Here is a 24,372-nt window from a genome sequence, read left to right as displayed (position 1 = left end):
ATGCTTGCCAAACGCATCATTCCCTGCCTCGACGTCACCGGCGGCCGTGTCGTAAAGGGCGTCAATTTCGTCGAACTGCGCGACGCCGGCGACCCGGTCGAGATCGCGGCTCGCTACAACGCGCAGGGCGCCGACGAACTGACCTTCCTGGACATCACCGCGACCAGTGACGGGCGCGACTTGATCCTGCCCATCATCGAGGCAGTGGCATCGCAGGTGTTCATTCCCCTGACCGTCGGCGGCGGCGTGCGGACGGTCGCGGATGTGCGCCGGCTGCTCAACGCCGGCGCGGACAAGACCAGCTTCAATTCCGCCGCGATCGCCAATCCCCAGGTCATCGAGGATGCGTCGCGCAAATATGGCGCGCAGTGCATCGTGGTGGCCATCGACGCCAAGCGGCGCAGTGCGGGGGACGCGGCGACGCGCGGCCCGGGCTGGGACGTCTACAGCCACGGCGGCCGCAAGAACACGGGGCTCGATGCCGTGCAATGGGCCGTCGAGATGGCGCGCCGCGGCGCCGGCGAGATCCTGCTGACCAGCATGGACCGCGACGGCACCAAGAGCGGCTTCGACCTCGAGCTAACCCGCGCCGTCAGCGACGCGGTCAGCGTCCCTGTGATTGCCTCGGGCGGCGTCGGCAGTCTGGAACACCTGGCGGACGGCATACAGGCCGGCGGTGCCGATGCCGTTCTGGCGGCCAGCATCTTCCACTACGGCGAGTTCACTGTCGGCGAAGCCAAGCAGCGCATGGCAGCGCGCGGCATTCCGGTCCGGCTGTGACCGACAATACCCCTCTATGAACTGGTTGGATGAAGTGCAATGGGACGCGAACGGCCTGGTGCCGGTGATCGCGCAGGAACAGGGCAGCAACGACGTATTGATGTTTGCCTGGATGAATCGCGAAGCGCTCGCGAAGACCGCTGAAGTCGGCCGCGCCGTGTACTTCAGCCGGTCACGCGGCAAGCTGTGGTTCAAGGGCGAGGAGTCCGGCCATGTCCAGACCGTGCACGAAATCCGCCTCGACTGCGACAACGATGTCGTGCTTCTCAAGGTCACGCAACTGGGCCACGAGCCGGGTATCGCCTGCCATACGGGCCGTCACAGCTGCTTCTTCAGCAAGTACGAGAACGGGCAATGGACCGTGACCGAGCCGGTCTTGAAAGACCCCGCATCGATCTACACATCGTCCCCAAGATGAGCACTCCCGAACGCAACGCGGAAGACGCGCTGGCGCGTCTGGCCGCCGTGATTGAAAGCCGGCTTCCCGCGCGAGGCGGCGATCCGGACAAGAGCTACGTCGCGCGCCTGCTGCATCGTGGTCCGGATGCCTTTCTCAAGAAGATCGGCGAGGAGGCCACCGAAGTCGTGATGGCCGCCAAGGATGCCGACCATGGCGGCGACCGCGCAAAGCTGGTGAACGAAGTGGCCGATCTGTGGTTCCACAGCATGGTGGCGCTTGCGCATTACGGCTTTTCACCACGCGATGTGGTGGCGGAACTGGAGCGCCGCGAAGGCACCAGCGGCATCGAGGAAAAGGCCCTGCGCAAGGCGCAGGATCGCGAAGCTTCCAACGACTGAGAGGACGCGCCATGCCCAACGACATCGTGACCGTCGAGCCCGACGACTCGCTCAAGACCTGGGGCTGGGTCAGCTACATCCTGCATCTGGTGGTCGCCGTGGGCGCCGTGCTGCCGGGCGCGCAGGCGTCCATCGGTCTGCTGCTGATCGCGCTGGTGATCGACCTGGTCAAGCGCGACGATGCGGCTGGCACCTGGCAGGCCTCGCACTTCAGCTGGCGCATTCGCTCGGTGCTGTGGGCGGGGGTGCTGTACATGCTGACTTCATGGCTGTGGCTGCTGTTTCTCGTGCCTGGCTGGATCGCCTGGGCGCTCATTTCCCTCTGGTTCCTCTATCGCATCGTCAAGGGGATGGTGCGCATGAATGCGGGCCGGTCCATGGAGCCTACCAATGTCATCTGACCCGAACTGCGTCTTCTGCAAGATCATCGAAGGGAAGATTCCCTCGCGCAAGGTGTACGAGGACGACGAGCTTTTTGTCTTCCATGACGTCGCCCCCTGGGCGCCCGTGCACTTCATGATCGTGCCCAAGCGGCACATTCCGTCGATGGCGCAGGTCACCGCCGACGATGCGGCGCTGCTGGGAAAGATCATGACGCTGGCGCCCAAGCTGGCCGTCGAGGAGGGTTGCAGGCCCTATCCGGCGGGCGGTTTCCGAATCGTCGTCAATACCGGTGCCGAGGGCGGACAGGAAGTCCACCATCTCCATGTCCATGTCATGGGTGGCCCAAGGCCCTGGCTTAGAGGGTGACTCGCCCCCAGACTTCGCGCACTTCGTGTCGCTCCGCCTACCCCCCTGTTGGGGAAAACAGATAGCCATCGTTTTCGGCCGGTCAATTCCGCCGACTAAAATCGTCACATTCTTCAGGAGTAATCCATGGGTTCACTTTCCATCTGGCACTGGCTGATCGTGCTGCTCGTCGTCGTGATGATTTTCGGTACCAAGAAGCTCCGCAACATGGGTTCCGACCTCGGCGGCGCGGTCAAGGGATTCAAGGACGGCATGAAAGACGGCGCGGCACCCGAGACGCCAGCCGGGCCGAATGCTCAGGTCACGGGCAACACCACCGCCGACAAGTCGACGATCGACGTCGAGGCGCGCCAGAAGTCCTGAGCTGAACATTCGTGATCGATCTCGGCATCTCGAAACTCGCGCTGATCGGCGCAGTTGCGCTGATCGTCATCGGGCCGGAAAAGTTGCCGCGGGTGGCCCGTACCGTTGGCACGCTGCTCGGCAAGGCGCAGCGGTACGTGAATGACGTCAAGGCCGAGGTCAATCGCTCGATGGACCTCGACGAACTGCGCAAAATGAAGGACACGGTGCAGGATGCTGCCCGCGATGTCGAGCACAGCATCCAGGCGGGCGCCAGCGACTTCGAAAAGCAGTTCTCCGAAAGCGGCCAGACGCTCTCCGAACTGGCGGAGCCGACGCCTTCTTATCCCGAATACAAGCACCCGCGCAAGAACTGGCGCCTGAAGCAGGGCGCCACCCCGCAGTGGTACAAGGCGCGCAACGGCGTGCGCACCAAGGCGCTGTCAGGCGCAGCGCGCGTGGCCCGCTACCGCCCTCACAAAATCAACTAGCCGCAACGCCGATCCGGTTGTGCCCAGCGCGCATCCATTTCCTGCCCGCAGCGTCCCCACATGGCCGACCCCACCGACAAGAACAAAGAAGACGAACTGGCCGGCACCGAGCAGCCTTTCGTCCAGCACCTGATGGAGCTGCGGGATCGCCTGCTCTACTGCATTTATGGCCTCGTCGTGGCCGGCATCCTGCTCTCCATCTGGCCGGGGCCCGCCGGACTGATCGACATGATCGCGGTGCCAATCCGTGCCCATATGCCGCCCGATGCGAAGCTGATCGCCATCGGTGTGTTCTCGCCGTTCTTCGTGCCGCTGAAGGTGCTCGCCATGACGGCAGTGCTGCTGGCGCTGCCCTGGCTCATGTACCAATGCTGGATGTTCGTGGCGCCCGGCCTCTACAGCCACGAGAAGAAGTTCGCGCTGCCGCTGATCTTCTTCGGCAGCCTGCTGGCCTATGGCGGCATCGCTTTCGTGCAGTTCTTCGTGCTGGACAAGATGTTCGGCTTCATTCAGAACTTCACGCCCCCGTCGGTGAATGCCACGCCTGACATCTCGTCTTATGTGGAAGCGATCCTGTCGCTCTACATCGCGTTCGGCGTGGCCTTCCAGGTGCCGATTGTCGTGATGTTGCTCGTGCGTTTCGAGATGGTCACCATCGAGAAGCTGAAGTCCTTCCGCGGCTATTTCATCGTGGTTGCATTCGTCGTGGCCGCGGTGCTCACGCCGCCGGACGTCGTCTCGCAACTCGCTCTGGCGATTCCGATGTGCCTGCTGTACGAGGTCGGCATCATCGGTGCGCGCTACTTCGCGAAACACTCCAAGGTCCCGGAAGAAAGCGCGGATTCGGCGCAATCCTGAGCCCCTTGCGGGGGGCCTTATTCCGTCGGGTTCGGCGCGCGCCGCACCGGCGACCGGGGCCGCAGGCCCGGTGTCACATCCAGTTCCAGCTTGTCGGTGCCGCGCTGCAGGGCAAAGCGCGCCGGATGGCCTGGCTTGAGTCCGGCCACCGCGGTCAGCAGTTCCTGAACGTTGCCTATGCTCTTGTCGCCCACGCTGGTGATGACGTCGCCCGGACGAACACCGGCCTTGGCGGCCGGGCCGTTCTGCAGCACGCCCGTGATGATCACGCCGGCGTCGGCCTTGACGCCGAAGGTTTCCGCGAGTTCCGGGGAGAGGTCGTTGGGCTCCACGCCGACCCAGCCACGCGTGACCTTGCCTGCCTTCACGATGTCTTCCAGCACCTGCTTGGCGGTCGACACCGGAATGGCAAAGCCGATGCCCATGCTGCCGCCGGAGCGGGAATAGATCGCGGTGTTGATCCCCTCGAGGTTGCCGTTCACGTCGATCAGTGCGCCGCCCGAATTGCCGGGGTTGATCGCCGCATCGGTCTGGATGAAGTTCTCGAAGGTGTTGATGCCGAGCTGGTTGCGACCAAGCGCTGACACGATGCCGCTCGTCACGGTCTGGCCAACGCCGAAGGGATTGCCGATGGCGAGCACCTGGTCGCCGACCTGGAGCGCGTCGGAATTGCCCAGTACGATCACCGGCAGCTTGTCGAGTTCGATCTTGAGCACGGCCAGATCGGTGTCGGGATCAGTCCCGATCACCTTACCGCGCGCGTGACGGCTGTCATTGAGGGTGACGTCGATTTCGTCTGCGCCTTCCACGACATGGTTGTTGGTGAGGATGTAGCCGTCGGCGCTCACGATCACGCCGCTGCCCAGCCCGACCTGGGGCTGATCCGCCCCCTGGTCGCCGAAGAAGAACCGGAACCATGGATCGTTGCTGCGCGGAGAAAGTTGCGCCGCCTTGCTGGTGTTGATGCTGACCACGGCCGGTGATGCCTTCCTGGCGGCGGCGCTCAGACTACCCGGGGCGATCGCGGCCGGACCCGAGGCCGGCGCTTCGATGACGGCCACGACGCCGCCCAGGGAACCCCGACGGTTGAGCCACTCGGGCTTGAGGGTCGCGACGACGAAATAGGCCGCGAGCAGAACCGTTACGACTTGGGCAAACAGCAGCCAGATGCGTTTCATGAACAAGGTGAAGAAGACGTTGGAGCGAAGGCGTCCCGGCGAGCGGGGCGTCGAAGACCCGATTGTCCCTCAACGGTTCTGAGGGCCCGGGCAATTGCTCTTGACGATGTTGTGGGGGCTTGATCCATGCGGGGACGAGCAACTGGGGAAAACCCTTAAAATGGAGGGACTTGCAGCCGGACGCCCTACAAGGCCTTCTCCGGTGTGGCGCGCACGAGACCCGCAGCGACAGGCCGCTTACGCAAGAGCCCCGCGGCCTTCGGTTCGCCGAAGCGCTTCGTCCATCGTTACGCTTTTACGTTCGCCCATGACTGCACCAACCCTTGGCGTTGGCATTCCCGTGCCATCTACGCCTGCGCGCAAGCTCGGCGCCCGAGACTACAAGACGCTTGCCTTGTCGGCCCTCGGGGGCACGCTCGAGTTCTACGACTTCGTCATTTACGTGTTCTTCGCGACAGTGCTCGGCGCACTGTTCTTTCCGGCGGACATGCCTGACTGGCTGCGGCAATTGCAGACTTTCGGCATCTTCGCAGCAGGCTACCTGGCGCGGCCCCTGGGCGGCATCGTGATCGCGCATTTCGGCGACCTGCTGGGGCGCAAGCGCATGTTCACGCTGTCGATCTTCCTGATGGCGGCGCCTACGCTTGTGATCGGCCTGCTGCCGACTTACGCCAGCATCGGCGTGGCGGCGCCGCTGCTGCTGCTGGCGATGCGCGTCTTGCAGGGCGCGGCGATCGGCGGCGAGATGCCCGGCGCCTGGGTGTTCGTGGCCGAACACGTGCCGGCGCGCCGCTACGGGTTCGGCGTCGGCACGCTGACTTCGGGTATCACGGGCGGCATCCTGCTCGGGTCGCTGATCGCCATGGCCGTCAACACGCACTACACGCCGGCCGAGGTCAGTGACTTTGCGTGGCGGATCCCGTTCATCCTGGGCGGCGTGTTCGGCCTGGTGTCGGTTTACCTGCGCCGCTTCCTGCACGAGACGCCGGTGTTCCAGGAACTCGCGGATCGCCGCAACGTGGCCCGCGAACTCCCGCTCAAGACGATCCTGCGCGAGCACCGCGGTGCGACCGTGTTCGTCGGGCTGCTGACCTGGGTGCTCTCGGCCGCAATCGTGGTGGTCGTGCTTTTCACGCCGACCTACCTGCAGAAGGTGCACCACATTCCGGCGGCGCTGGCATTGGAGGCGAATGCCGTGGCGACGCTGATGCTGACGCTGGGTTGCATCCTGGTGGGGTGGGCCTGCGACCGCATCGGTACGCGCGCCGTGATGCTGATCGGCTGGGGTGGCCTGGTCGTCACGACGTACATCTTCTACACGAGCCTGCCCGGAACGCCGGCGTCGCTCCTCTGGCACTACGGCCTGGTGGGCTTGTTCGTCGGCACCATCGCGACCGTGCCGATCGTCGGCGTGCGTGCATTCCCCGCGCCGGTGCGCTTTTCGGGGCTTTCGTTCGCCTACAACATGTCGTACGCGATCTTCGGCGGCCTCACGCCCATCATCCTCACGCTGTGGCTGCAGAAGGATCCGATGGCACCGGCGCACTACGTGGCGGCGCTCGCGCTGCTTGGCTTCGTGCTTGGTCTGTTGCCCCTGGCGTCGCGCGGCCATGGCATGCGGGCGGCGCCTGCCGGGTCCACAATGGCGTGATGAGCACGACCCGCCACGAACTCCTTCACGCGTTCGATCTGCTGCTCGCTCCCGAGCGTTTCAAGGACTACGGACCGAACGGCCTGCAGGTCGAAGGCCGCACGAAGGTGCGCAAGGTCGTCTCCGGCGTCACGGCAAGCCGTGCGCTGATCGAGGCGGCCATCCGCGCCGAAGCCGATGCGATCTTCGTCCATCACGGCTTGTTCTGGCGTGGCCAGGATGGTCGGGTCACCGGCTGGATGCGCCAGCGCCTCGGTCTGCTGCTGGGGGATGACGTCAATCTTTTTGCGTACCACCTGCCGCTCGATGCGCATCCCGAACTCGGCAACAACGCGCAACTCGGAGCGCAGTTGGGGCTCGTGGCGCGCGCGGGCTCTGCCGGCCGCTTCGGCGAACAGGAGCTCGGATTCATGGGGGGGCGCGAGAGCGGCGAGGTTTTCGCGAGCGCCAAGGCACTGGCCGCTCATGTGGAGAAGACTCTGGGCAAGCCTGTGACGCTCGTGGAAGGAGCCCCTCGGCAGATCCGAAGCGTTGCGTGGTGCACGGGGGGGGCGCAGAGCTATTTCGAAGCCGCGATCGCGGCCGGTGCGGATGCCTTCATCACTGGGGAGATTTCCGAGCCGCAGGCTCACTATGCGCGTGAAATGGGCGTTGCTTTTCTTGCTTGCGGGCACCACGCCACCGAACGCTATGGCGCTCCGGCCGTGGCGGGTCATGTGGCTGCCCAGCTCGGTCTGGCGCACGAATTCATCGATATCGATAATCCGGCGTGACCAGCGTTCAGCGCCCCATTGCCGTCACCCTCGGCGACCCGGCGGGCATCGGGCCCGAGATCATTGTCAAGGCGTTTCGTGACGCGACTGGCCTTATGGAGGGGTGCTTTGTGGCGGGCGATGTGCGCGCGGTAAGACGTGCTGCCCAAGCGCTCGCAGCACCCGGCGTGCTTGCTCTGCCCGTTGCAGTGATAGAGATGGCTACAGAGGCCATTGGCGTTCCGTCGGGATGCATCCCCGTGTTGCAAGCCGTCGAGCCGGCCGAAGGCACGATTGCAGTCGGTGCAATCAGCGCTGTTGCGGGCCGCATGGCCGGTGACTGCGTCGTATGGGCTGCTCGCGCGGCGTTGCGCGGCGAGGTCGCGGCGATCGTGACGGCGCCCTTGCACAAGGAGGCGTTGTCGGCCGCAGGCTTCACCTTCCCGGGCCACACTGAATTGCTGCAGGCCGAGGCCGCCGCGCACCTTGGCCGTCCGGTCGCTGAAGTGCCGGTGCGCATGATGCTGGCCAATGACGAGCTTCGGACCGTGCTTGTCAGCATTCACATGTCGTTGCGCGATGCGATCGAGGCTGTGACCTTCGATGGCGTGCTCGAGACGTTGCGGATCACCCACAGCGCGCTCACCGCGGTTCTGGGTCGGGCTCCAAAGATCGGCGTTGCGGGGCTCAATCCGCATGCGGGGGAGGGCGGCCTGTTTGGATCGGAAGAACGCGACATCATCGTGCCGGCCATCTCGGCGGCGCAGGCCGAGGGCATCGATGCAGACGGTCCCCATGCCCCCGACACGATCTTCATGCGGGCACGCGCCAAGGCGCACGGCGCCAGTGCGTTCGATGTGGTGATCGCGATGTACCACGACCAGGGTCTGATTCCGGTCAAGTACCTCGGCGTGGAGAAGGGCGTGAATGTCACGCTCGGCTTGCCGCTGGTACGCACCAGCCCCGATCACGGGACAGCGTTCGACATCGCAGGCACGGGGCGGGCCGACCCGTCCAGCTTGATCGAGGCGGTCAGGATGGCGAAGTCGCTGTCGGGTGTCGTCAGGGGCGCTTGAGGCTGTCGCGAATCTCGCGCAGCAGCACGACATCCTCGGGAGCAGCCGGCGGAGGAGCGGCCTCCTGATTCTTCTTCAGCTTGTTGATCTGCTTGACCATCAGGAAAATGATGAAGGCCAGGATCACGAAGTTGACGGCGATGGTGATGAAGTTGCCGTATGCCAGCACCGGTGCCCCGGATTTCTTGAGTTCGGCGAGATTGTTGGCCACGCCTGCGGGCGTTGGACCCAGCACGATGTAGAGATTCGAGAAATCGAGCTTGCCGAACACCAGTCCGACCAACGGCATGATGATGTCGCTCACCAAGGAGTCGACGATCTTGGCAAAGGCTGCGCCGATGATCACACCGACCGCGAGGTCGATCACGTTGCCCTTGACGGCAAATTCGCGGAACTCCTTCAGAAAGCTCATGTCGGGTACCCCCTCTGCAGGTTGTTGAACCGAGTCGAGTATAGGGGTGGGACTCGCGGCCGCAGCCATCGCGGATGGCTGCCGACAGGGGCCTGCGTAGCGTTGAATTCACTTCTTACGCTCCGCTACAATCATTGGTTGACCCAAGACCCTAGCGAAGAACATTGAGGATCCCCATGAGTGACAGCACCGCCGGCCGCCCCCGGATCGACACCAGCAAGCGGACGTGGTTGATCGCATCAGGTTGTGCGGGCGCAGTGGGCGGGGTGGCGGTGGCCGTCCCGTTCGTGAGTTCCTTTCAGCCCTCGGAAAAAGCCAAGGCAGCCGGTGCGCCGGTCGAGGCCGACATCAGCGGCCTGCAGGCGGGCGAGAAGATGACGGTGGAATGGCGCGGCAAGCCGGTGTGGATCCTGAAGCGCACACCCGGCCAGATCGCCGAACTCCCCAATCTCGATCCTCAGCTCGCCGACCCGCTGTCCAAGCGCAATCCCGACGAGTTCACGCCCGAATACGCTCGCAACCAACACCGTTCGATCAAGCCCGAAGTGCTGGTGGTTGTCGGCATCTGCACCCACCTCGGCTGCTCGCCGATCGACAAGCTCCAAGCTGGCCCGCAGCCCTCGCTGCCCGACAACTGGGAAGGCGGCTTCCTCTGCCCGTGCCACGGATCGACCTTCGACCTGGCCGGCCGCGTCTTCAAGAACAAGCCTGCGCCGGACAACCTGCCGGTGCCTCCGCACATGTACCTCTCCGACACGCGCCTCCTGATCGGCGACGACAAGAAGGCTTGAGGAGAACGACGACATGGCTGAATTCAAGGAAATCTCCCCCAATGCACCCGCAGGCGAGAAGGCACTCAACTGGGTCGACAACCGTTTCCCGCTGACCAAGCTCTGGAACGACCAGTGGGGCAAGTACTACGCGCCGAAGAACTTCAACTTCTGGTACATCTTCGGCTCGCTCGCGATGCTGGTTCTCGTGATCCAGATCGTGACCGGCATCTTCCTCGTGATGCACTACAAGCCCGATGCCTCGCTGGCGTTCGCATCGGTCGAGTACATCATGCGCGACGTGCCGTGGGGCTGGCTCATCCGCTACATGCACTCGACGGGAGCCTCCGCCTTCTTCATCGTGGTGTACCTGCACATGTTCCGAGGGCTGATCTACGGCAGCTACCGCAAGCCGCGCGAGCTGATCTGGATCTTCGGCTGTGCGATCTTCCTGTGCCTGATGGCCGAGGCCTTCATGGGCTATCTGCTTCCCTGGGGCCAGATGAGCTACTGGGGCGCACAGGTGATCGTGAACCTGTTCTCCGCGATCCCCTTCGTGGGTCCGGATCTCGCACTGCTGATCCGCGGTGACTACGTCGTGAGCGACGCCACGCTCAATCGCTTCTTCAGCTTCCACGTGATCGCCGTGCCGCTGGTGCTGCTCGGCCTGGTCGTGGCGCACCTGATTGCGCTGCACGAAGTGGGCTCGAACAATCCCGACGGCATCGAGATCAAGGCCAATCGCGGTCCCGATGGCCATCCGTTGGACGGCATCCCTTCGCATCCGTACTACACGGTGCATGACATCTTCGGTGTGGTGGTGTTCCTCACGATCTTCTCGGCCGTGATCTTCTTCGCGCCTGAAGCTGGCGGCTACTTCCTGGAATACAACAACTTCATCCCGGCCGATTCGCTGAAGACGCCGAACCACATCGCACCGGTCTGGTACTTCACGCCGTTCTATTCGATGCTGCGTGCCATCACCAGCGAGATGATGTACGCCCTCATCGCCTGTGTGGTGGGTGCTGCGGTGTTCAGTGTATGGAAGGCGCGTGTGCCTTCGCTCATCAAGGGCGTCATCGTGATTGCCGCGGTCGTCGTCGCCGCGATGATGCTGTCGATCGACGCGAAGTTCTGGGGCGTGCTCGTCATGGGCGGTGCCGTCATCATCCTGTTCTTCCTGCCTTGGCTGGATCACAGTCCGGTCAGGTCGATCCGCTATCGCCCGAGCTGGCACAAGTACCTGTACGGCGTGTTCGTCGTCAACTTCGTGGTCCTGGCCTACCTGGGCGTCCAGCCACCATCGCCGGTTGGCGAGCGCGTGTCGCAAGTCGGTACCCTGTTCTATTTCGGTTTCTTCCTGTTGATGCCGTGGTGGAGCCGCCTCGGCGAATTCAAGCCGGTCCCTGAGCGCGTGACCTTCGCAGCGCACTGACCGGGAGAGCACAAGAATGAAGAAACTGATCCTCACGTTGATTGCAGCGCTTGGCATCGTCACTGGTGCGCACGCCTCCGAAGGCGGGATTCCATGGGACAAGGCACCGAACAGGACGAATGACCTGGCCGCCCTTCAGAACGGCGCCAAGCTCTTCGTCAATTACTGCCTCAACTGCCACTCGGCGGCGTTCATGCGCTACAACCGACTGCAGGACATTGGTATCTCGGAACAGCAGATCAAGGACAATCTGCTGTTCACGACCGACAAGGTCGGCGAAACCATGAAGGCGAACATCGATCCGCGCCAGGCCAAGGAATGGTTCGGCACCGTCCCGCCCGACCTGACGTTGGTTGCGCGTTCGCGTGCCGGCCATGGCGGCACCGGCGCGGATTATCTCTACACCTACATGCGCACTTTCTACCGTGACGACACGAAGGCGACGGGCTGGAACAACCTGGCGTTTCCGGCTGTTGCCATGCCGCACGTGTTGTGGGAGTTGCAGGGTGAACGCCGTCCGATCTTCGACAAGGTCGAGTCGCACGGTCATGAAACCGAAGTATTCAAAGGTTGGGAGCAACTCACGCCCGGCACCATGACGCCGATGCAATATGACCAGGCGATGGGCGACCTCGTGAGCTATCTGCAGTGGATGGCAGAGCCGGCGCAGAACACCCGCATCCGTGTGGGCGTCTGGGTTCTGCTCTTCCTTGTCATAGCAGTGGTCTTTGTTTGGCGCTTGAATGCCTCGTACTGGAAAGACGTCAAGTAATTCGATGCCGATCGGGCGCCACAAGCGTCTGATCCCGCAGAGTGGGTTGCCAACGCGACCCACTCTTTTTGATTTTTAGGAGCCTTTCGCCATGATGGTCTTGTATTCGGGAACGACCTGCCCTTTTTCACATCGCTGCCGCTTCGTGCTGTTCGAGAAGGGCATGGATTTCGAGATTCGCGATGTCGATCTCTACAACAAGCCTGAAGACATCAGCGTGATGAACCCGTACGGCCAAGTGCCGATCCTGGTCGAACGCGATCTGATCCTGTACGAGTCGAACATCATCAACGAGTACATCGACGAGCGCTTTCCGCATCCGCAACTGATGCCTGGCGACCCGGTCGATCGCGCGCGCGTCCGCCTGTTCCTGCTGAATTTCGAGAAGGAACTGTTCGTGCATGTTTCCACGCTGGAGAACCGCACGTCCAAGGGCAACGAAAAGGCGCTCGAAAAGGCGCGCTCGCACATCCGCGATCGTCTGACGCAGCTCGCGCCGGTGTTCCTCAAGAACAAGTACATGCTGGGCGACAACTTCTCGATGCTCGACGTCGCGATCGCTCCGCTGCTCTGGCGTCTGGACTACTACGGCATCGACCTCAGCAAGAACGCCGCCCCGCTTCTGAAGTATGCGGAGCGCATCTTCTCGCGCCCCGCCTACATCGAAGCACTGACGCCGTCCGAAAAGGTCATGCGCAAGTGAGCTTCTGCAGTCTGCCATGATCAACGCGCTCGAATCGTCATCCACTCGCCCGTACCTCATCCGGGCGCTGTATGAATGGTGCACAGACAATGGCTTCACGCCATATGTCGCGGTGCAGGTCGACGACACCGTCCAGGTGCCGCGCGAGTACGTCAAGAATGGCGAGATCGTGTTGAACATCAGCTTCGATGCGACGAGTTCGCTCAAGCTGGGCAACGACTTCATCGAGTTCAAGGCGCGTTTCGCGGGAACGGCCCGGGAGATCAGCGTGCCTGTGGGCCGCGTGATCGCGATTTATGCGCGCGAGAACGGGCAAGGCATGGCCTTTCCCGCGCCCGCCCCTGCGCAGGCTGACGGCGGCTCGGCACCTGCTGCGGCGACGCCCGCGCCCTCCGCGACACGCACGCCGTTGCGCGATGCGTCCCGCGGCACCGAAGGCGATGCCAGCAAGGTCGTTCATCTCGTGACCGGCGAAGGCGCCGAAGAAGCCGTGGAAACGAGCAGCACGCCTGCGGATCCCGAGGACCCGCCGCGCCCGCCGGCCGGTGGTGGCGCGCGGCCCTCGCTCAAGCGGATCAAATGAGCGATGCGGCCACGCCGCACCGCTAAAATTCCCTCTCCCGCCGCTTTAGCTCAGTTGGTAGAGCAACCGCCTTGTAAGCGGTAGGTCGTCAGTTCGATTCCGACAAGCGGCACCATCACCACCACCCCGAGATCGCTCCCGGTTTCCACCTCCCGACAGCGGGGGCGGGCTCGGCCAAACGATATGGACAACGCCATCCAGTCGCACCTCGATAGCGGTGTCGCCGCCCCGGACGTGATCGCCTACACCTCGTCCATTTCCATCGAAGCTCGCAAGCGCTCGCAGCAGCGCCGCTCCACGAGCGTGCAATGGATTCGCAAGACCCACGGCTGGTTCGGCCTGTGGGGCGCGATCCTGGGCTTGATCTTCGGCACGGCGGGCATCTGGCTGAACCACCGCGCGGTACTCAAGATGCCGATGGCGCAGCAGCGCATCAATGCTCAGTTGGCCCTGCCCGAACCGGCGCCGGCAACTGCGGAGGAAATGGCCGCTTGGTTGCAAGAGGCGCTGGGCCAGAGTGGTCCGCCGAATTCCACACGCACCGAGCCCGCAAAGCCCGTTGCGTGGACCGAGAAGGGCAAGCGCGCTTCGGCAGTCGACGCAGCCGATACGGCGGCGCCGGCGAAGCCGCTCATGCAGCCCGAGCGCTGGATCTTCAATTTCGGAGGCCCTGACGCCATCGTGCAAGCAGACTACTGGCGCGGCAATCGTTCCGTGGGTGTCACGACCACAAGCAACGGTTTCGTTGCGACGCTGGCCAATCTGCACAAGGGCGTTGGAATGCCTGTCGCGTGGATCTTGTTGGTCGATACGCTGGCGGGCAGCTTGATCTTCCTGTCGATCTCGGGGGTGGCGCTTTGGATGCTGACCCACCGGCGTCGGCGTGTCGGCCTCGTCATCTTCGGCACGTCGGTTGCGCTCACGCTGGGATTGGTGGTCGCGCAACTCTGAGGGCGCGCGCCGCGCTCAACGGCGCGATTGCACCTTGATCCGAATCGTCGCGACGTCCCATCCGCGGGATTTCAGCCGCGCCTGGAGGATCGGCGCCAGCTGGCGAAGCTTTGCGGCAGCGGCACTCCCGTAGACCAGCATGCACCAGACGTCCCCCTCGGCGGGGCCGGCCTTGACGCCGGCACGCATCTCGGGGGGGATCAGATCCTGCACCGCGGCCAGACGTTCACCAGCCTCACGGGCACGCGCAGCCAGGCCGGCGAGGGTGGGAGAGCCCTCTGTGGCCTCGAGCAGGGTGACGGAGTTGAAACGGCGGTTCATGGGGAAAGGTCTGCGGTCGGTAGGTTCGAACAAGGCGGCTAAAATCACTGGTTTGCCAGCAATCCTGCGGGCCGGTCGGCTTGCTTTCTGGCAAAGCGCGCCCAAGTTCCTTCTCGTCTATCTTAGGGATTTCGGTCGAAGTAGTCGCGTACAGCGAGTGTGCTTCGATCTCCATTCATGGCCACCAATTTCCTGACTCAAATTTTCGGCAGTCGCAATGATCGGCTCCTGAAGCAGTATCGCAAGACGGTCGAACGCATCAATGCGCTGGAACCGTCCTTCGAGAAGCTCGATGACGATGCCCTGCGCGCCAAGACGCAGGAATTCAAGGATCGCGTCGCCAAGGGCGAAACCCTTGACGACCTGCTGCCCGAGGCCTTCGCCACAGTCCGCGAAGCGTCCAAGCGGGTGATGAAGATGCGCCACTTCGACGTCCAGCTGCTGGGCGGCATGGCGCTTCACAACGGCAAGATCTCGGAAATGCGAACGGGTGAAGGCAAGACCCTGACCGCCACGCTGCCGGTGTACTTGAACGCACTCACGGGCAAGGGCGTCCACGTGGTGACCGTGAACGACTATCTCGCCAGCCGCGATGCGACCTGGATGGGCCGGCTTTACAACTTTCTCGGCCTCTCGGTGGGCATCAACCTCCCGCAAATGCCGCGCGAGGAGAAGCAGCAGGCCTACGGCAGCGACATCACCTACGGCACGAACAACGAGTACGGCTTCGACTACCTGCGCGACAACATGGTCTACGAGCCGGGCGACCGGGTCCAGCGCGGGCTGAACTACGCCATCGTCGACGAGGTGGACTCCATCCTGATCGACGAGGCGCGTACGCCGCTCATCATCAGCGGCCAGGCCGAAGACCACACGGAGCTGTACCTGGCGATCAATAAGGTCGTTCCGCTGCTGGTGCGTCAGGAAGGGGAAGCCGATCCGCGCACTGGCGAGGGCGTCACCAAGCCCGGCGACTTCACGGTCGACGAGAAGACGCACCAGGTGTTCATGACCGAAGACGGCCATGAGAAAGCGGAGCAGATTCTTTCCGAGTTCAAGTTGCTGCCCGAGGGCGCTTCGCTCTACGACCCGGCCAACATCACGCTGATGCATCACCTGAATGCGGCGCTGCGTGCACGTCACCTGTACCACCGCGACCAGCACTACGTGGTGCAACAGGGCGAAGTGGTCATCGTCGACGAATTCACCGGCCGCCTGATGACCGGGCGCCGTTGGAGCGACGGCCTGCACCAGGCCGTCGAGGCCAAGGAAGGCGTCGAGATCCAGGCCGAGAACCAGACCCTCGCGTCGATCACGTTCCAGAACTATTTCCGCCTCTACGCCAAGCTCGCGGGCATGACCGGCACGGCCGATACCGAGGCCTATGAATTCCAGGAGATCTACGGTCTGGAGACCATGATCATTCCGCCGAATCGGCCAAGCAGGCGCGAAGACCAGTTGGACCGGGTCTACAAGACCACACGCGAGAAGTACGACGCGGCCATCCAGGACATTCGCGAGTGCTACGAGCGTGGTCAGCCGGTGCTGGTCGGCACCTCGTCGATCGAGAACTCCGAGATCATCGCCGGGCTGCTCGAAAAGGCCGGCCTGCCGCACCAGGTGCTCAACGCCAAGCAGCACGCACGCGAAGCGGAAATCGTCGCGCAGGCGGGCCGCACCAAGATGATCACGATTGCGACCAACATGGCGGGTCGTGGTACCGACATCGTGCTCGGTGGCAACGTCGAGAAGGCGATCGAAGCCGTCGAGGCCAACGAGGAACTCGATACAGCATCCCGGGGAGCCGAGGCCGATCGGTTGCGTGTGCAATGGGACAAGGACCACGAATTTGTGAAGTCGCTGGGCGGCCTGCGCATCATCGCGACCGAGCGTCATGAATCGCGCCGCATCGACAACCAGTTGCGCGGCCGTTCGGGCCGTCAGGGCGACCCGGGCTCGTCGCGCTTCTACCTCAGCCTCGACGATCCGCTGATGCGCATTTTCGCGGGTGACCGCGTGAAGGCGATCATGGACCGCCTCAAGATGCCCGACGGCGAGGCAATCGAAGCCGGCATCGTGACGCGCAGCATCGAGAGCGCGCAACGCAAGGTCGAGGCACGCAACTTCGACGTGCGCAAGCAATTGCTCGAATACGACGACGTGTCGAACGACCAGCGCAAGGTGATCTACCAGCAGCGCAACGACATCCTCGACGCGGGCGACCTGACCGCGCAGATCGAAGGGTTGCGCGAAGGCTGTTTTTCGGATTTGGTTCGCCAGTACGTACCGAACGAGTCGGTCGAAGAGCAATGGGACCTCGCCGGTCTCGAGAAGGTGCTTTCCGACGAATGGCACATGGACATGCCGCTTCGCAAGGAAGTGGAGGCGGCAACCGCCATCGGCGACGAAGACGTGGTCGAGAAGGTCGTCTCGGCGGCCAACGAGGCATTCAATGCCAAGGTCTCGCTGATCGGCCAGGAGAACTTCACGCAGTTCGAGCGCATGGTGCTGCTGCAGAGCATCGACACCCATTGGCGCGAGCACCTCGCCTCGCTGGACTACCTGCGTCAGGGCATCCATCTTCGCGGTTACGCGCAAAAACAGCCCAAGCAGGAGTACAAGCGCGAGGCCTTCGAGCTTTTCGGCCAGCTTCTCGACTCCGTGAAGAACGAAGTCACGCGTCAGCTCATGACCGTGCGCGTGCAGTCCACCGAGCAACTCGAGCAAGCCGCCGAAGCCATGGAGAGCCGCGGTGAGAACGTGGCGAACATCACCTACACCGCGCCCACTGAGACCGGTGAAGTCGAAGTGCGCGTCGACGAAGAAAGCCTGCGCCGCCAGGCCGCTGGCGGCCTGAGCGCCGGTGCCGTCGCCTTTGCGCGCGTGGGTCGCAACGACCCTTGCCCTTGCGGCAGTGGCAAGAAGTTCAAGCAATGCCACGGCAAGCTCACTTGATATCCGCACTCGTCAGCAGGACCCATCCATGCCCGTGAATCTTTCCGCTCCCGATCCCGCCGCGTTGCATGCGGTGCCCGGCGTTCGCATCGGCGTCGCCGAAGCCGGCGTGCGCAAGGCCAACCGCAAGGACTTGACGGTGGTCCTGATCGACGAGGGGGCCGCGGTGGGCGGCGTATTCACGCAGAACCGCTTCTGTGCCGCACCCGTGCAGCTTTGCCGTGACCATCTGGCTGCCAATTTTGGTGTTCGTGCGATGCTGATCAACACCGGCAACGCAAACGCCGGCACGGGCGAAGACGGGTTGGCGCGCGCGCGCGCCACCTGCATCGCGCTGGCCCGCAAGCTCAACCTCGCACCGGAGCAGATCCTGCCGTTTTCCACCGGCGTGATCATGGAGCCGTTGCCGATCGACCGGATCGAGGCAGGCCTGCCCGCCGCGCTGGCCGATGCCTCGCCAGCGAACTGGGCGCGCGCGGCCGAAGGCATCATGACGACGGACACGGTGCCCAAGGCCTTCAGCCAGCAGGTGCAGATCGGCGGAGCCACGGTCACGATCACCGGCATCAGCAAGGGCGCCGGCATGATCCGCCCGAACATGGCGACGATGCTCGGCTTCATGGCCACCGACGCGAAGATCGATGCGTCGCTGATCCAGCCCCTGGCGAAGGCCCTTGCCGACGCCTCGTTCAATCGGGTGACGATCGACGGCGATACGTCGACGAACGATTCCTTCGTGGTCATCGCCACGCAGAAGGCCGATCATGCCACGATCACTTCCCTCGAATCCGCCGAAGGACGCGCGTTGCTGGAGGCAATGCAGGGCGTTGCACGTCAGTTGGCGCAGGCCATCGTGCGCGACGGCGAGGGCGCTACCAAGTTCATCACGATCCGTGTCGAAGGCGGAAGCGACGCGGCAGAGTGCCGTCAGGTGGCCTACGCGGTCGCGCATTCGCCGCTGGTCAAGACGGCGTTCTATGCAAGCGATCCGAATCTCGGTCGCATCCTGGCAGCGGTCGGCTATGCAGGCATCGCCGATCTGGACCAGACGGGCATCGATCTCTATCTCGATGACGTTCACGTGGCGGTCAAGGGTGGGCGCAATCCGACCTACCGCGAGGAGGACGGCCAGCGCGTGATGAAGCAGAGCGAAATCACGGTGCGCATCGCGCTCGGCCGCGGCAACGCCGCCGACACGGTGTGGACCTGCGACTTGAGCCACGACTACGTAACGATCAACGCCGACTACAGGTCATGAACGAGAAATTCGAACGCCTGATCGAGCGCGCCGAACAACTGATCAGCCGCATCGAATCGATCCTTCCGCAGCCCCTGTCAGCGCCGACCGACTGGAGCGCTTCCGTCGCCTGGCGCTACCGTCGCCGCAGCTCGGGCCACGGCACGCTGGAGCCGGTTCGCCACGTGGCGACGATGCCGCTCGATGCGCTGAAGGAAATCGACGTCCAGAAGGAAAAGATCGAACGCAACACGCGTCAGTTCGTCGAAGGCAAGCCGGCCAACAACGTGCTGCTGACCGGCGCCCGCGGCACCGGCAAGTCGTCTCTGATCCGCGCATGCTTGCAAGCCTATGCGCCGCAAGGTCTGCGCCTCATCGAAGTCGACAAGGCAGAACTCACGGATTTGCCGGACATCGTCGATGTAGTCTCGAATCGGCCGGAGAAATTCATCGTCTTCAGCGACGATTTGAGCTTCGACGAGGGTGAGCCGGGCTACAAGGCGCTGAAGTCGATCCTCGACGGTTCGATCGCCGCAGCCACGCCGAATGTGCTGATCTATGCCACCAGCAATCGGCGCCATCTGCTGCCCGAGTACATGAAGGACAACCTCAGCTACACGCATACCGAGGACGGCGAAGTGCATCCTGGTGAGGTGATCGAGGAAAAGATTTCGCTCTCCGAGCGCTTCGGTCTGTGGGTGAGCTTTTACCCATTCAGTCAAAACGAATACCTGACGATCGTCGCGCAATGGCTATCGTCCTTCGGCGTGGACGCGAAGGCGATTGAAGCCGCTCGGCCTGCGGCACTGGTCTGGGCGCTCGAGCGGGGTTCGCGCAGCGGACGTGTGGCATACCAGTTCGCCCGCGACTACGCCGGGCGCGCTGCGGCCTGAGGCCTCGTGATGACGGATTCGCGCAAGCACACCGAAGTCGCAGTCGGCATCCTGATTCGCGAGGACGATGCCCTGTTGCTTTCGACTCGGCCGGAAGGCAAACCGTACGCCGGCTACTGGGAGTTCCCCGGCGGCAAGATCGAAGCAGGCGAGACGGTCGAACAAGCTTTGCGGCGCGAGTTGCACGAAGAGCTCGGCATCACGATCGCTGGCGCCGAAGTCTGGAAGGTCACCGAGCATGACTACCCGCATGCGCTGGTGCGTCTTCACTGGTGCAAGATCAGGGCTTGGGACGGCGGCTTCGAGATGCGGGAAGGCCAATCGATGTGCTGGCAGCAATTGCCGCTCGAGGTCGAGCCGGTGCTTCCGGGGGCGCTGCCTGTCCTGGGATGGCTCGCCGAAGAACGCGGCCTGTCTGATCCGGTAGCAGCGCGCTGACCACTGACCGCCGCTCGCGATGGCCAGCTACTGTTGCTGGCGCTTGGGGTCGCCGAACGGATCTTCGTCCGGCGGCGCATCCGCCGGCATCCTAAACTCCTCACTCGCCCAGGCGCCCAGATCGATGCCCTTGCAGCGGGCGCTGCAGAAAGGCCGATAAGGGTTGCTCGGCGCGTAGACACTGTCCTGCCCGCACGCCGGACAGCGCACGATCCGCTCGCCTAAGGAAGGGGTGCCGCTCATGCGCAGAGAGTCAGTTCGAAGGGTGTGTCGTCCGTGCTGTGGTGCAGGCGGTCGTCAGCCTCGTGGCGCATCAGCCGGACCGACACCATCAACCGGTTGCCGCTGATTTCGGGAATCAGGCCGAGTTTCGGATCGATGCGCAGGCGCAGCAGCTGAAAGCTTCGGCCTTGTGGCAGGGTTTGCTGGAACTGTCCATTCGTTGCGATGACCTTGTAGGGCACGTCGGCGTCGCGCAGCAGTTTGAGCAACAGATAGATGGACTCGGCCAACGGTGCAAGGGTGGAGGACCAGCGCTCCAAGTCGGCGCGACGCTCCGGAGCGCGGCGGTTTTGCCAGGCGTAGTACGCCGGCAGGTCGAATTCGCAGGTGCCGCCCGGAATGCCGGCGCGGCTGCGGATGCTCATCAGCCATTCGTTCTCGGTCAAGGCCTGGCCGGCCTTGCCCGGTACCGTGTTGAGCGTCGTGAAGTTGCTCTCCAGCTTGCTCACCACCTGGTCCAACACCGTTTCGGCTATCGCCGGATTCCCGCGGTAGCTGTTGAACACGTTCTTGTGCTTATCCAGGTCCCTCAGGACGTCGGCCTTCAGATCGGCGCGCGCTGCCACGTCCATGATCTCGAAGATCGTGACGAGTGCGTAGTGGTGCAAGAGGGCCGAGTCGGCTGGCACCAGTTCCCCAAGACGGCGGAACAGATGCTCCAGACGCAAATAGGTCCGGATGCGCTCGTTGAATGGGTACTCGTAAAGGATCACGCGTGAGGGCTTCCTGTCGGAATGATAGCTTCAAGACGTCTTGGCGGCCGGCTCGGGCAGGATCTTGCGCACTGACTCCAGCACGCGCTGCCCGAGGATCAGTTGGCCGTGCATCGACAAGTGGGTGTCATTGGGGAAATAGAAGTCGCGGACCTTTGTCTTTTGCTCCTGGGCGAAGGTGAACAGGTCGGGCCCGAGGCCTGCGTCGCGGAACGCCGTCACAAAATCTTTCGAATGATCCGGCTGGATGTAGATCGTCGTCTTGTTGGGAATCACCATCCACATGATCGTGCGGGCGGGGTGGGCGTTGGTAAAGGCGCGCATCTGCCTGACATTCTCCGGTGTCAGGTCGCCGTTGTCGTCGTCATCCTTGAAGAACAAAGCCTTGTCGCAGAATTTGCTGCTGAAGAATGAGCAGCCGCCCACTACGGGGCGCGCCCACGTCTGTTTGCCAAACAGGGTGTCGCCAGGCGAATTCTTTGCTCGGCTGGTGTTCCTGAAGGTGGTATAGCCCGATGTCAGCTTGCCCTTCCAATTGAGTTCGAAACCGGGCACCTGCTCGGGTGGCGAGGTGAAGGGCTCGGATTTGGACTCGAATGGCTTTCGCATCTTTGTGCAGTTCTGTGACTTTGCCAGGCGATCGCCAAGCAGGCGTTCGACGCTTTCAACCACGACCAGTTTGCCGTGAAATCCCGCGCCGTCGAGCCAGGCGTCGAAGTCGTCACAGAGCGCTTCGCCGAGTTGGCCCCAGTAGATTGTCGTGACACGGTAGCCTGCCCTGGTGAGCACGGATTGCCATCGGTAAGTCATTGAAAAACTGTCACCGATCACGAGGATGTCCGCTTCCGTGACCGGAGAGGCACGAAGGAACGCGGGCTCGACGTGCGGTTGGGCCAGTTGCCAACCGAACTCATTGTCCGAAACTTGGCCGATCCGCGACAGATCGCCATAAGGGACGCCTGCTGCCAGCGTGGTGACCAGCAGCGCCGAGATGATGGCGAAGCCGGCCAGAAAGATCTGCAGCCAGAGTTTTGCGGGCGTCATATCAGAACTGGAAATAGAGGAAGGGGCTGTAAGAGCCCAGCTTCGACACGCAAAGACCGAGCAAGATCACCGTCGCGAGGGCCATCAGCGCGGTGAAGATCCTGGCGACGCGCGGGCGTCCGGCAAGCGCTTGGGCTTGAGGCACCCAGCGCTGTAGCGTGATGGTCGGCGGCAATGCCAAGCAGATGAACAGCCCCACCAGCATGGTCTGGAAGAATTCCGGCTTTCGGATGGGAACCGGCCCGAATTCATGGAAGGCCACAAGGTCGGTCCCGTGCATCCCCAGCATGCCCTTGTAGATGTCCATCGCCGCGCCCATGCTTTCGGCACGGAACACTACCCACGCGATCATCACGCAGATGAAGGTCAGGAACCAGCCGAGCAGTCGGGCCAGGCGCCCGGGCTTCGCATTGCGGCGCACCTTCGCATTCCAGAGATGATTGACCATCAGGAAGGCACCGTGCAGCGCGCCCCAGACCACGAAAGTCCATGCGGCACCATGCCAGAGTCCACCCAGGAGCATGGTGAGGAAGAGGTTCAGATAGCGCCGCGCCGGACCTTTTCGATTTCCGCCCAGGGGCACGTAGAGGTAGTCGCGCAGGAAGGTGGACAGTGAGATGTGCCAGCGACGCCAGAACTCGATGATGCTCGTTGATTTGTAGGGCGAATTGAAGTTGAGCGGCAGCTGCACGCCCAGGCACAGCGACAGGCCCACGGCCATGTCCGAGTAGCCGGAGAAGTCGAAATAGATCTGCAGCGTATAGGCCATCACGCCCAGCCACGCGGTGTAGAGCGTCGGAACGGTGCCGTTGTGCACGCCCGTGAACATCAGGTCCGCGTACTCCCCCATCCGATCGCCGATGAGCAACTTCTTGGCAAGGCCGAAGACGAAGATCGCCAGGCCCAGCGAGACCTTGTTCAGGTCCATCCGGTAGGTCGCCGGGTTGGCGAACTGCGGCATCATCTGCGCGTGATGGAGCACCGGCCCGGCGATCAGGTGGGGGAAATAGGTGACGAACAGCACGTAGTGCACGAAGCTGCGCTCGTGGACCTTGTCCTGCCAGCAATCGACCAGGAAGGCAATCTGCGTGAACGTGTAGAAGGAAATGCCGATCGGCAGAACCACATGCAGAAGGGGCAACGGAGAGAGGCCGGCTGCCGCGAGCCCCTCATTCACGTTGCTGACAAAGAAATTCGCATACTTGAAGGTGGCGAGCACCCCGAGATTGATCACCAGCGCAACCACCAGCATGCGCTTTCGCCCAGCATCGGTTCGTCCAGGGCCTCGCGTCAGTCGCAAGCCTGCCCAGTAGTTGAAGCAGATCGATCCCACCAGCAGCGGCAGCGCCTGAACGCTCCACCAGCCATAGAAGAACAGCGACGCCAGCGCGAGAAAGCCGGCTGCTGCACGCGCATTCCACTTGCCGATCAGGAAGAACCCGAAAAAGACGATCGGGAAATAGCAGAAGATGAACGCGTACGAATTGAAGAGCATCTTGTGGGATGTGGCTCGCGGAGCCGTCTCGCGCTCCGCGTTCTTGTTGTGTGGCGCATAGGCCGTTGTGCCGGCCGATTATCGCGCGACGATGCCCGTCCACCGTTCCCACAGATTCCGTACTTCCGACGCGAGTTCCTGCATCGAGAGGTCCTCGTTGAATATCACTGCATCGGCTGCCGCCCGGCGTTGGACTCGGTCCGCTTGTTGCGTGATGACTGCGCGAACTGCTTCGGACGCCCAGCCGGAACGAGTCACGACGCGACGCAACTGGGTCTCTTCGGTGGCGTCAACTACCAGCACCCGATCGACGATGGCACGCCAGCGTCTCGATTCGACCAGAAGCGGCACGTCGAACACGATGGGTTGTCTGGCCGCAGCAGTTGCCGCCTGCCGCTCGCATTCCGCGCCGATCAGCGGATGCAGGACGGCCTCGAGGCGCTTTTTGGCTTGAGCATCGGCGAACACAAGGTCTCGCATGCGCGCTCGGTCCAAGCCGCCATCTTCGGCGAGGATGGATCGACCGAATTCCGCTTCGAGCGCCGGCATTGCGGCCCCCTGCGGCTCGGCAACGGATCGTGCAATCGCGTCCGTGTCGACCAGCTTCGCACCGAGCGAGACCAGCATGGTCGCGACCGTGCTCTTGCCGCTTCCGATACCGCCGGTCAAGCCGATGCGCATGGCTCTCAAGC

General features: G+C 63.2%; 29 protein-coding genes and 1 tRNA gene. 22 read left to right on the top strand and 8 right to left on the bottom strand.

All coding sequences use genetic code 11. The features are described 5' to 3' along the window. The 8 genes from hisF to tatC all read left to right on the top strand — a co-directional run bounded on the left by hisF (nucleotide 1) and on the right by tatC (nucleotide 4,019). The gene (gene hisF / locus QTI24_RS17685; protein WP_286602169.1) at nucleotides 1–780 is read left to right on the top strand and encodes an imidazole glycerol phosphate synthase subunit HisF; all 780 of its coding nucleotides are present in this window, start codon (nucleotides 1–3) and stop codon (nucleotides 778–780) included. A 16-nt stretch (nucleotides 781–796) separates the two neighbouring features. Continuing rightward, nucleotides 797–1,198 (top strand): phosphoribosyl-AMP cyclohydrolase, encoded by a 402-nt coding sequence (gene hisI, locus QTI24_RS17680; RefSeq protein WP_286602168.1) that lies wholly within the window; start codon nucleotides 797–799, stop codon nucleotides 1,196–1,198. Beyond that, nucleotides 1,195–1,578, top strand: coding sequence for a phosphoribosyl-ATP diphosphatase (locus QTI24_RS17675; protein ID WP_286602167.1), 384 nt, complete (start codon nucleotides 1,195–1,197; stop codon nucleotides 1,576–1,578). Before hisI ends, QTI24_RS17675 begins: the two co-directional genes overlap by 4 nt. Before the next feature lie 11 nt (nucleotides 1,579–1,589). Further along, on the top strand, nucleotides 1,590–1,979 hold the full coding sequence (locus tag QTI24_RS17670) for a DUF4870 family protein (protein ID WP_286602165.1): 390 nt from the start codon (nucleotides 1,590–1,592) through the stop codon (nucleotides 1,977–1,979). Beyond that, a complete protein-coding gene (locus QTI24_RS17665) occupies nucleotides 1,969–2,328 on the top strand; it encodes a histidine triad nucleotide-binding protein (protein WP_286602164.1) in 360 nt (119 codons plus the stop codon). Before QTI24_RS17670 ends, QTI24_RS17665 begins: the two co-directional genes overlap by 11 nt. 126 nt (nucleotides 2,329–2,454) lie before the next feature. Further along, nucleotides 2,455–2,691 carry a Sec-independent protein translocase subunit TatA gene (gene tatA, locus QTI24_RS17660; RefSeq protein ID WP_286567607.1) on the top strand — a complete coding sequence of 79 codons (237 nt, stop codon included), beginning with the start codon at nucleotides 2,455–2,457 and terminating at the stop codon, nucleotides 2,689–2,691. A gap of 11 nt (nucleotides 2,692–2,702) precedes the next feature. Then, the gene (tatB, locus tag QTI24_RS17655) at nucleotides 2,703–3,161 is read left to right on the top strand and encodes a Sec-independent protein translocase protein TatB (RefSeq protein WP_286602162.1); all 459 of its coding nucleotides are present in this window, start codon (nucleotides 2,703–2,705) and stop codon (nucleotides 3,159–3,161) included. A gap of 60 nt (nucleotides 3,162–3,221) precedes the next feature. Continuing rightward, nucleotides 3,222–4,019, top strand: coding sequence for a twin-arginine translocase subunit TatC (tatC, locus tag QTI24_RS17650; RefSeq protein WP_286602161.1), 798 nt, complete (start codon nucleotides 3,222–3,224; stop codon nucleotides 4,017–4,019). A gap of 17 nt (nucleotides 4,020–4,036) precedes the next feature. On the opposite strand, the gene QTI24_RS17645 is transcribed toward tatC, so the two are convergent. Continuing rightward, nucleotides 4,037–5,197 (bottom strand): trypsin-like peptidase domain-containing protein, encoded by a 1,161-nt coding sequence (locus QTI24_RS17645; protein ID WP_286602159.1) that lies wholly within the window; start codon nucleotides 5,195–5,197, stop codon nucleotides 4,037–4,039. Between the two features lie 307 nt (nucleotides 5,198–5,504). On the opposite strand from QTI24_RS17645, the gene QTI24_RS17640 reads away from it, so the two are divergent. The 3 genes from QTI24_RS17640 to pdxA are packed head-to-tail and all read left to right on the top strand — an operon-like array spanning nucleotide 5,505 to nucleotide 8,676. Further along, complete coding sequence (locus tag QTI24_RS17640; protein ID WP_286602158.1) at nucleotides 5,505–6,848, top strand: MFS transporter; 1,344 nt, start codon at nucleotides 5,505–5,507, stop codon at nucleotides 6,846–6,848. Beyond that, nucleotides 6,848–7,621: a Nif3-like dinuclear metal center hexameric protein gene (locus QTI24_RS17635; RefSeq protein WP_286602156.1), complete on the top strand. Its 774-nt coding sequence runs from the start codon at nucleotides 6,848–6,850 to the stop codon at nucleotides 7,619–7,621. Before QTI24_RS17640 ends, QTI24_RS17635 begins: the two co-directional genes overlap by 1 nt. Next, nucleotides 7,618–8,676 carry a 4-hydroxythreonine-4-phosphate dehydrogenase PdxA gene (pdxA, locus tag QTI24_RS17630; RefSeq protein WP_286602155.1) on the top strand — a complete coding sequence of 353 codons (1,059 nt, stop codon included), beginning with the start codon at nucleotides 7,618–7,620 and terminating at the stop codon, nucleotides 8,674–8,676. The genes QTI24_RS17635 and pdxA overlap by 4 nt, the downstream gene beginning before the upstream one ends. On the opposite strand, the gene mscL is transcribed toward pdxA, so the two are convergent. After that, entirely contained in the window at nucleotides 8,663–9,088 is a 426-nt protein-coding gene (gene mscL, locus QTI24_RS17625; protein WP_286602153.1) for a large conductance mechanosensitive channel protein MscL, read from the bottom strand. The two genes, pdxA and mscL, sit on opposite strands and share 14 nt — an antisense overlap. Before the next feature lie 176 nt (nucleotides 9,089–9,264). Here mscL and petA point away from each other — a divergent pair, with 176 nt between their 5' ends. The 7 genes from petA (at nucleotide 9,265) to QTI24_RS17590 (ending at nucleotide 14,302) form a co-directional block, all read left to right on the top strand. Then, nucleotides 9,265–9,879, top strand: coding sequence for a ubiquinol-cytochrome c reductase iron-sulfur subunit (gene petA, locus QTI24_RS17620; RefSeq protein WP_286602152.1), 615 nt, complete (start codon nucleotides 9,265–9,267; stop codon nucleotides 9,877–9,879). A 13-nt stretch (nucleotides 9,880–9,892) separates the two neighbouring features. Continuing rightward, nucleotides 9,893–11,293, top strand: a complete 1,401-nt coding sequence (locus QTI24_RS17615) for a cytochrome b (protein WP_286602151.1) — start codon at nucleotides 9,893–9,895, stop codon at nucleotides 11,291–11,293. 16 nt (nucleotides 11,294–11,309) lie between these two features. Beyond that, nucleotides 11,310–12,065 carry a cytochrome c1 gene (locus QTI24_RS17610; protein ID WP_286602150.1) on the top strand — a complete coding sequence of 252 codons (756 nt, stop codon included), beginning with the start codon at nucleotides 11,310–11,312 and terminating at the stop codon, nucleotides 12,063–12,065. Nucleotides 12,066–12,156: 91 nt separating this feature from the next. Beyond that, complete coding sequence (locus tag QTI24_RS17605) at nucleotides 12,157–12,768, top strand: glutathione S-transferase N-terminal domain-containing protein (protein WP_286567597.1); 612 nt, start codon at nucleotides 12,157–12,159, stop codon at nucleotides 12,766–12,768. Between the two features lie 16 nt (nucleotides 12,769–12,784). Further along, nucleotides 12,785–13,351 carry a ClpXP protease specificity-enhancing factor gene (locus QTI24_RS17600; RefSeq protein WP_286602149.1) on the top strand — a complete coding sequence of 189 codons (567 nt, stop codon included), beginning with the start codon at nucleotides 12,785–12,787 and terminating at the stop codon, nucleotides 13,349–13,351. Between the two features lie 39 nt (nucleotides 13,352–13,390). Continuing rightward, a tRNA-Thr gene (locus tag QTI24_RS17595) sits at nucleotides 13,391–13,466 on the top strand. Between the two features lie 68 nt (nucleotides 13,467–13,534). Beyond that, complete coding sequence (locus QTI24_RS17590) at nucleotides 13,535–14,302, top strand: PepSY-associated TM helix domain-containing protein (RefSeq protein WP_286602148.1); 768 nt, start codon at nucleotides 13,535–13,537, stop codon at nucleotides 14,300–14,302. 15 nt (nucleotides 14,303–14,317) lie between these two features. On the opposite strand, the gene QTI24_RS17585 is transcribed toward QTI24_RS17590, so the two are convergent. Next, nucleotides 14,318–14,623, bottom strand: coding sequence for a hypothetical protein (locus QTI24_RS17585; RefSeq protein WP_286602146.1), 306 nt, complete (start codon nucleotides 14,621–14,623; stop codon nucleotides 14,318–14,320). Between the two features lie 177 nt (nucleotides 14,624–14,800). Here QTI24_RS17585 and secA point away from each other — a divergent pair, with 177 nt between their 5' ends. Genes secA through QTI24_RS17565 form a run of 4 tightly spaced genes read left to right on the top strand, consistent with a single transcriptional unit; the run spans nucleotide 14,801 to nucleotide 20,146 of the window. Further along, entirely contained in the window at nucleotides 14,801–17,578 is a 2,778-nt protein-coding gene (gene secA / locus QTI24_RS17580) for a preprotein translocase subunit SecA (protein WP_286602144.1), read from the top strand. 28 nt (nucleotides 17,579–17,606) lie between these two features. Further along, the gene (gene argJ, locus QTI24_RS17575) at nucleotides 17,607–18,836 is read left to right on the top strand and encodes a bifunctional glutamate N-acetyltransferase/amino-acid acetyltransferase ArgJ (protein WP_286602143.1); all 1,230 of its coding nucleotides are present in this window, start codon (nucleotides 17,607–17,609) and stop codon (nucleotides 18,834–18,836) included. Next, nucleotides 18,833–19,708, top strand: coding sequence for an ATP-binding protein (locus tag QTI24_RS17570; protein WP_286602140.1), 876 nt, complete (start codon nucleotides 18,833–18,835; stop codon nucleotides 19,706–19,708). Before argJ ends, QTI24_RS17570 begins: the two co-directional genes overlap by 4 nt. A 9-nt stretch (nucleotides 19,709–19,717) precedes the next feature. Continuing rightward, the gene (locus QTI24_RS17565) at nucleotides 19,718–20,146 is read left to right on the top strand and encodes an NUDIX domain-containing protein (RefSeq protein WP_286602138.1); all 429 of its coding nucleotides are present in this window, start codon (nucleotides 19,718–19,720) and stop codon (nucleotides 20,144–20,146) included. A gap of 27 nt (nucleotides 20,147–20,173) precedes the next feature. Here the strand turns inward: QTI24_RS17565 and QTI24_RS17560 are convergent, their stop codons facing one another. The 5 genes from QTI24_RS17560 to coaE form a co-directional block, all read right to left on the bottom strand. Further along, nucleotides 20,174–20,389: a DNA gyrase inhibitor YacG gene (locus tag QTI24_RS17560; RefSeq protein ID WP_286602135.1), complete on the bottom strand. Its 216-nt coding sequence runs from the start codon at nucleotides 20,387–20,389 to the stop codon at nucleotides 20,174–20,176. Continuing rightward, complete coding sequence (gene zapD / locus QTI24_RS17555) at nucleotides 20,386–21,141, bottom strand: cell division protein ZapD (protein ID WP_286569353.1); 756 nt, start codon at nucleotides 21,139–21,141, stop codon at nucleotides 20,386–20,388. Before zapD ends, QTI24_RS17560 begins: the two co-directional genes overlap by 4 nt. Before the next feature lie 30 nt (nucleotides 21,142–21,171). Continuing rightward, complete coding sequence (locus QTI24_RS17550) at nucleotides 21,172–22,185, bottom strand: alginate O-acetyltransferase AlgX-related protein (protein ID WP_286602133.1); 1,014 nt, start codon at nucleotides 22,183–22,185, stop codon at nucleotides 21,172–21,174. Between the two features lies 1 nt (nucleotide 22,186). Further along, nucleotides 22,187–23,680 (bottom strand): MBOAT family O-acyltransferase, encoded by a 1,494-nt coding sequence (locus tag QTI24_RS17545; RefSeq protein ID WP_286602132.1) that lies wholly within the window; start codon nucleotides 23,678–23,680, stop codon nucleotides 22,187–22,189. 78 nt (nucleotides 23,681–23,758) lie between these two features. Further along, on the bottom strand, nucleotides 23,759–24,361 hold the full coding sequence (gene coaE, locus QTI24_RS17540) for a dephospho-CoA kinase (protein WP_286602131.1): 603 nt from the start codon (nucleotides 24,359–24,361) through the stop codon (nucleotides 23,759–23,761). Nucleotides 24,362–24,372: the final 11 nt, after the last annotated feature.

The organism is Variovorax sp. J22P240, assembly GCF_030316855.1.
Classification (GTDB): domain Bacteria; phylum Pseudomonadota; class Gammaproteobacteria; order Burkholderiales; family Burkholderiaceae_C; genus Variovorax.
Note: the sequence above shows the minus strand (reverse complement) of the source record. Positions and strands in the feature narration are given on the sequence as shown.

Excerpts from the sequence above, each read along its gene's own strand:
- hisF (WP_286602169.1), top strand. The coding sequence starts at position 1 with ATGCTTGCCAAACGCATCATTCCCTGCCTCGACGTCACCGGCGGCCGT.
- hisI (WP_286602168.1), top strand. The coding sequence starts at position 797 with ATGAACTGGTTGGATGAAGTGCAATGGGACGCGAACGGCCTGGTGCCG.
- QTI24_RS17675 (WP_286602167.1), top strand. The coding sequence starts at position 1,195 with ATGAGCACTCCCGAACGCAACGCGGAAGACGCGCTGGCGCGTCTGGCC.
- QTI24_RS17670 (WP_286602165.1), top strand. The coding sequence starts at position 1,590 with ATGCCCAACGACATCGTGACCGTCGAGCCCGACGACTCGCTCAAGACC.
- QTI24_RS17665 (WP_286602164.1), top strand. The coding sequence starts at position 1,969 with ATGTCATCTGACCCGAACTGCGTCTTCTGCAAGATCATCGAAGGGAAG.
- tatA (WP_286567607.1), top strand. The coding sequence starts at position 2,455 with ATGGGTTCACTTTCCATCTGGCACTGGCTGATCGTGCTGCTCGTCGTC.
- tatC (WP_286602161.1), top strand. The coding sequence starts at position 3,222 with ATGGCCGACCCCACCGACAAGAACAAAGAAGACGAACTGGCCGGCACC.
- QTI24_RS17645 (WP_286602159.1), bottom strand. The coding sequence starts at position 5,197 with ATGAAACGCATCTGGCTGCTGTTTGCCCAAGTCGTAACGGTTCTGCTC.
- QTI24_RS17640 (WP_286602158.1), top strand. The coding sequence starts at position 5,505 with ATGACTGCACCAACCCTTGGCGTTGGCATTCCCGTGCCATCTACGCCT.
- QTI24_RS17635 (WP_286602156.1), top strand. The coding sequence starts at position 6,848 with ATGAGCACGACCCGCCACGAACTCCTTCACGCGTTCGATCTGCTGCTC.
- mscL (WP_286602153.1), bottom strand. The coding sequence starts at position 9,088 with ATGAGCTTTCTGAAGGAGTTCCGCGAATTTGCCGTCAAGGGCAACGTG.
- petA (WP_286602152.1), top strand. The coding sequence starts at position 9,265 with ATGAGTGACAGCACCGCCGGCCGCCCCCGGATCGACACCAGCAAGCGG.
- QTI24_RS17615 (WP_286602151.1), top strand. The coding sequence starts at position 9,893 with ATGGCTGAATTCAAGGAAATCTCCCCCAATGCACCCGCAGGCGAGAAG.
- QTI24_RS17610 (WP_286602150.1), top strand. The coding sequence starts at position 11,310 with ATGAAGAAACTGATCCTCACGTTGATTGCAGCGCTTGGCATCGTCACT.
- QTI24_RS17605 (WP_286567597.1), top strand. The coding sequence starts at position 12,157 with ATGATGGTCTTGTATTCGGGAACGACCTGCCCTTTTTCACATCGCTGC.
- QTI24_RS17600 (WP_286602149.1), top strand. The coding sequence starts at position 12,785 with ATGATCAACGCGCTCGAATCGTCATCCACTCGCCCGTACCTCATCCGG.
- QTI24_RS17590 (WP_286602148.1), top strand. The coding sequence starts at position 13,535 with ATGGACAACGCCATCCAGTCGCACCTCGATAGCGGTGTCGCCGCCCCG.
- QTI24_RS17585 (WP_286602146.1), bottom strand. The coding sequence starts at position 14,623 with ATGAACCGCCGTTTCAACTCCGTCACCCTGCTCGAGGCCACAGAGGGC.
- secA (WP_286602144.1), top strand. The coding sequence starts at position 14,801 with ATGGCCACCAATTTCCTGACTCAAATTTTCGGCAGTCGCAATGATCGG.
- argJ (WP_286602143.1), top strand. The coding sequence starts at position 17,607 with ATGCCCGTGAATCTTTCCGCTCCCGATCCCGCCGCGTTGCATGCGGTG.
- QTI24_RS17570 (WP_286602140.1), top strand. The coding sequence starts at position 18,833 with ATGAACGAGAAATTCGAACGCCTGATCGAGCGCGCCGAACAACTGATC.
- QTI24_RS17565 (WP_286602138.1), top strand. The coding sequence starts at position 19,718 with ATGACGGATTCGCGCAAGCACACCGAAGTCGCAGTCGGCATCCTGATT.
- QTI24_RS17560 (WP_286602135.1), bottom strand. The coding sequence starts at position 20,389 with ATGAGCGGCACCCCTTCCTTAGGCGAGCGGATCGTGCGCTGTCCGGCG.
- QTI24_RS17550 (WP_286602133.1), bottom strand. The coding sequence starts at position 22,185 with ATGACGCCCGCAAAACTCTGGCTGCAGATCTTTCTGGCCGGCTTCGCC.
- QTI24_RS17545 (WP_286602132.1), bottom strand. The coding sequence starts at position 23,680 with ATGCTCTTCAATTCGTACGCGTTCATCTTCTGCTATTTCCCGATCGTC.
- coaE (WP_286602131.1), bottom strand. The coding sequence starts at position 24,361 with ATGCGCATCGGCTTGACCGGCGGTATCGGAAGCGGCAAGAGCACGGTC.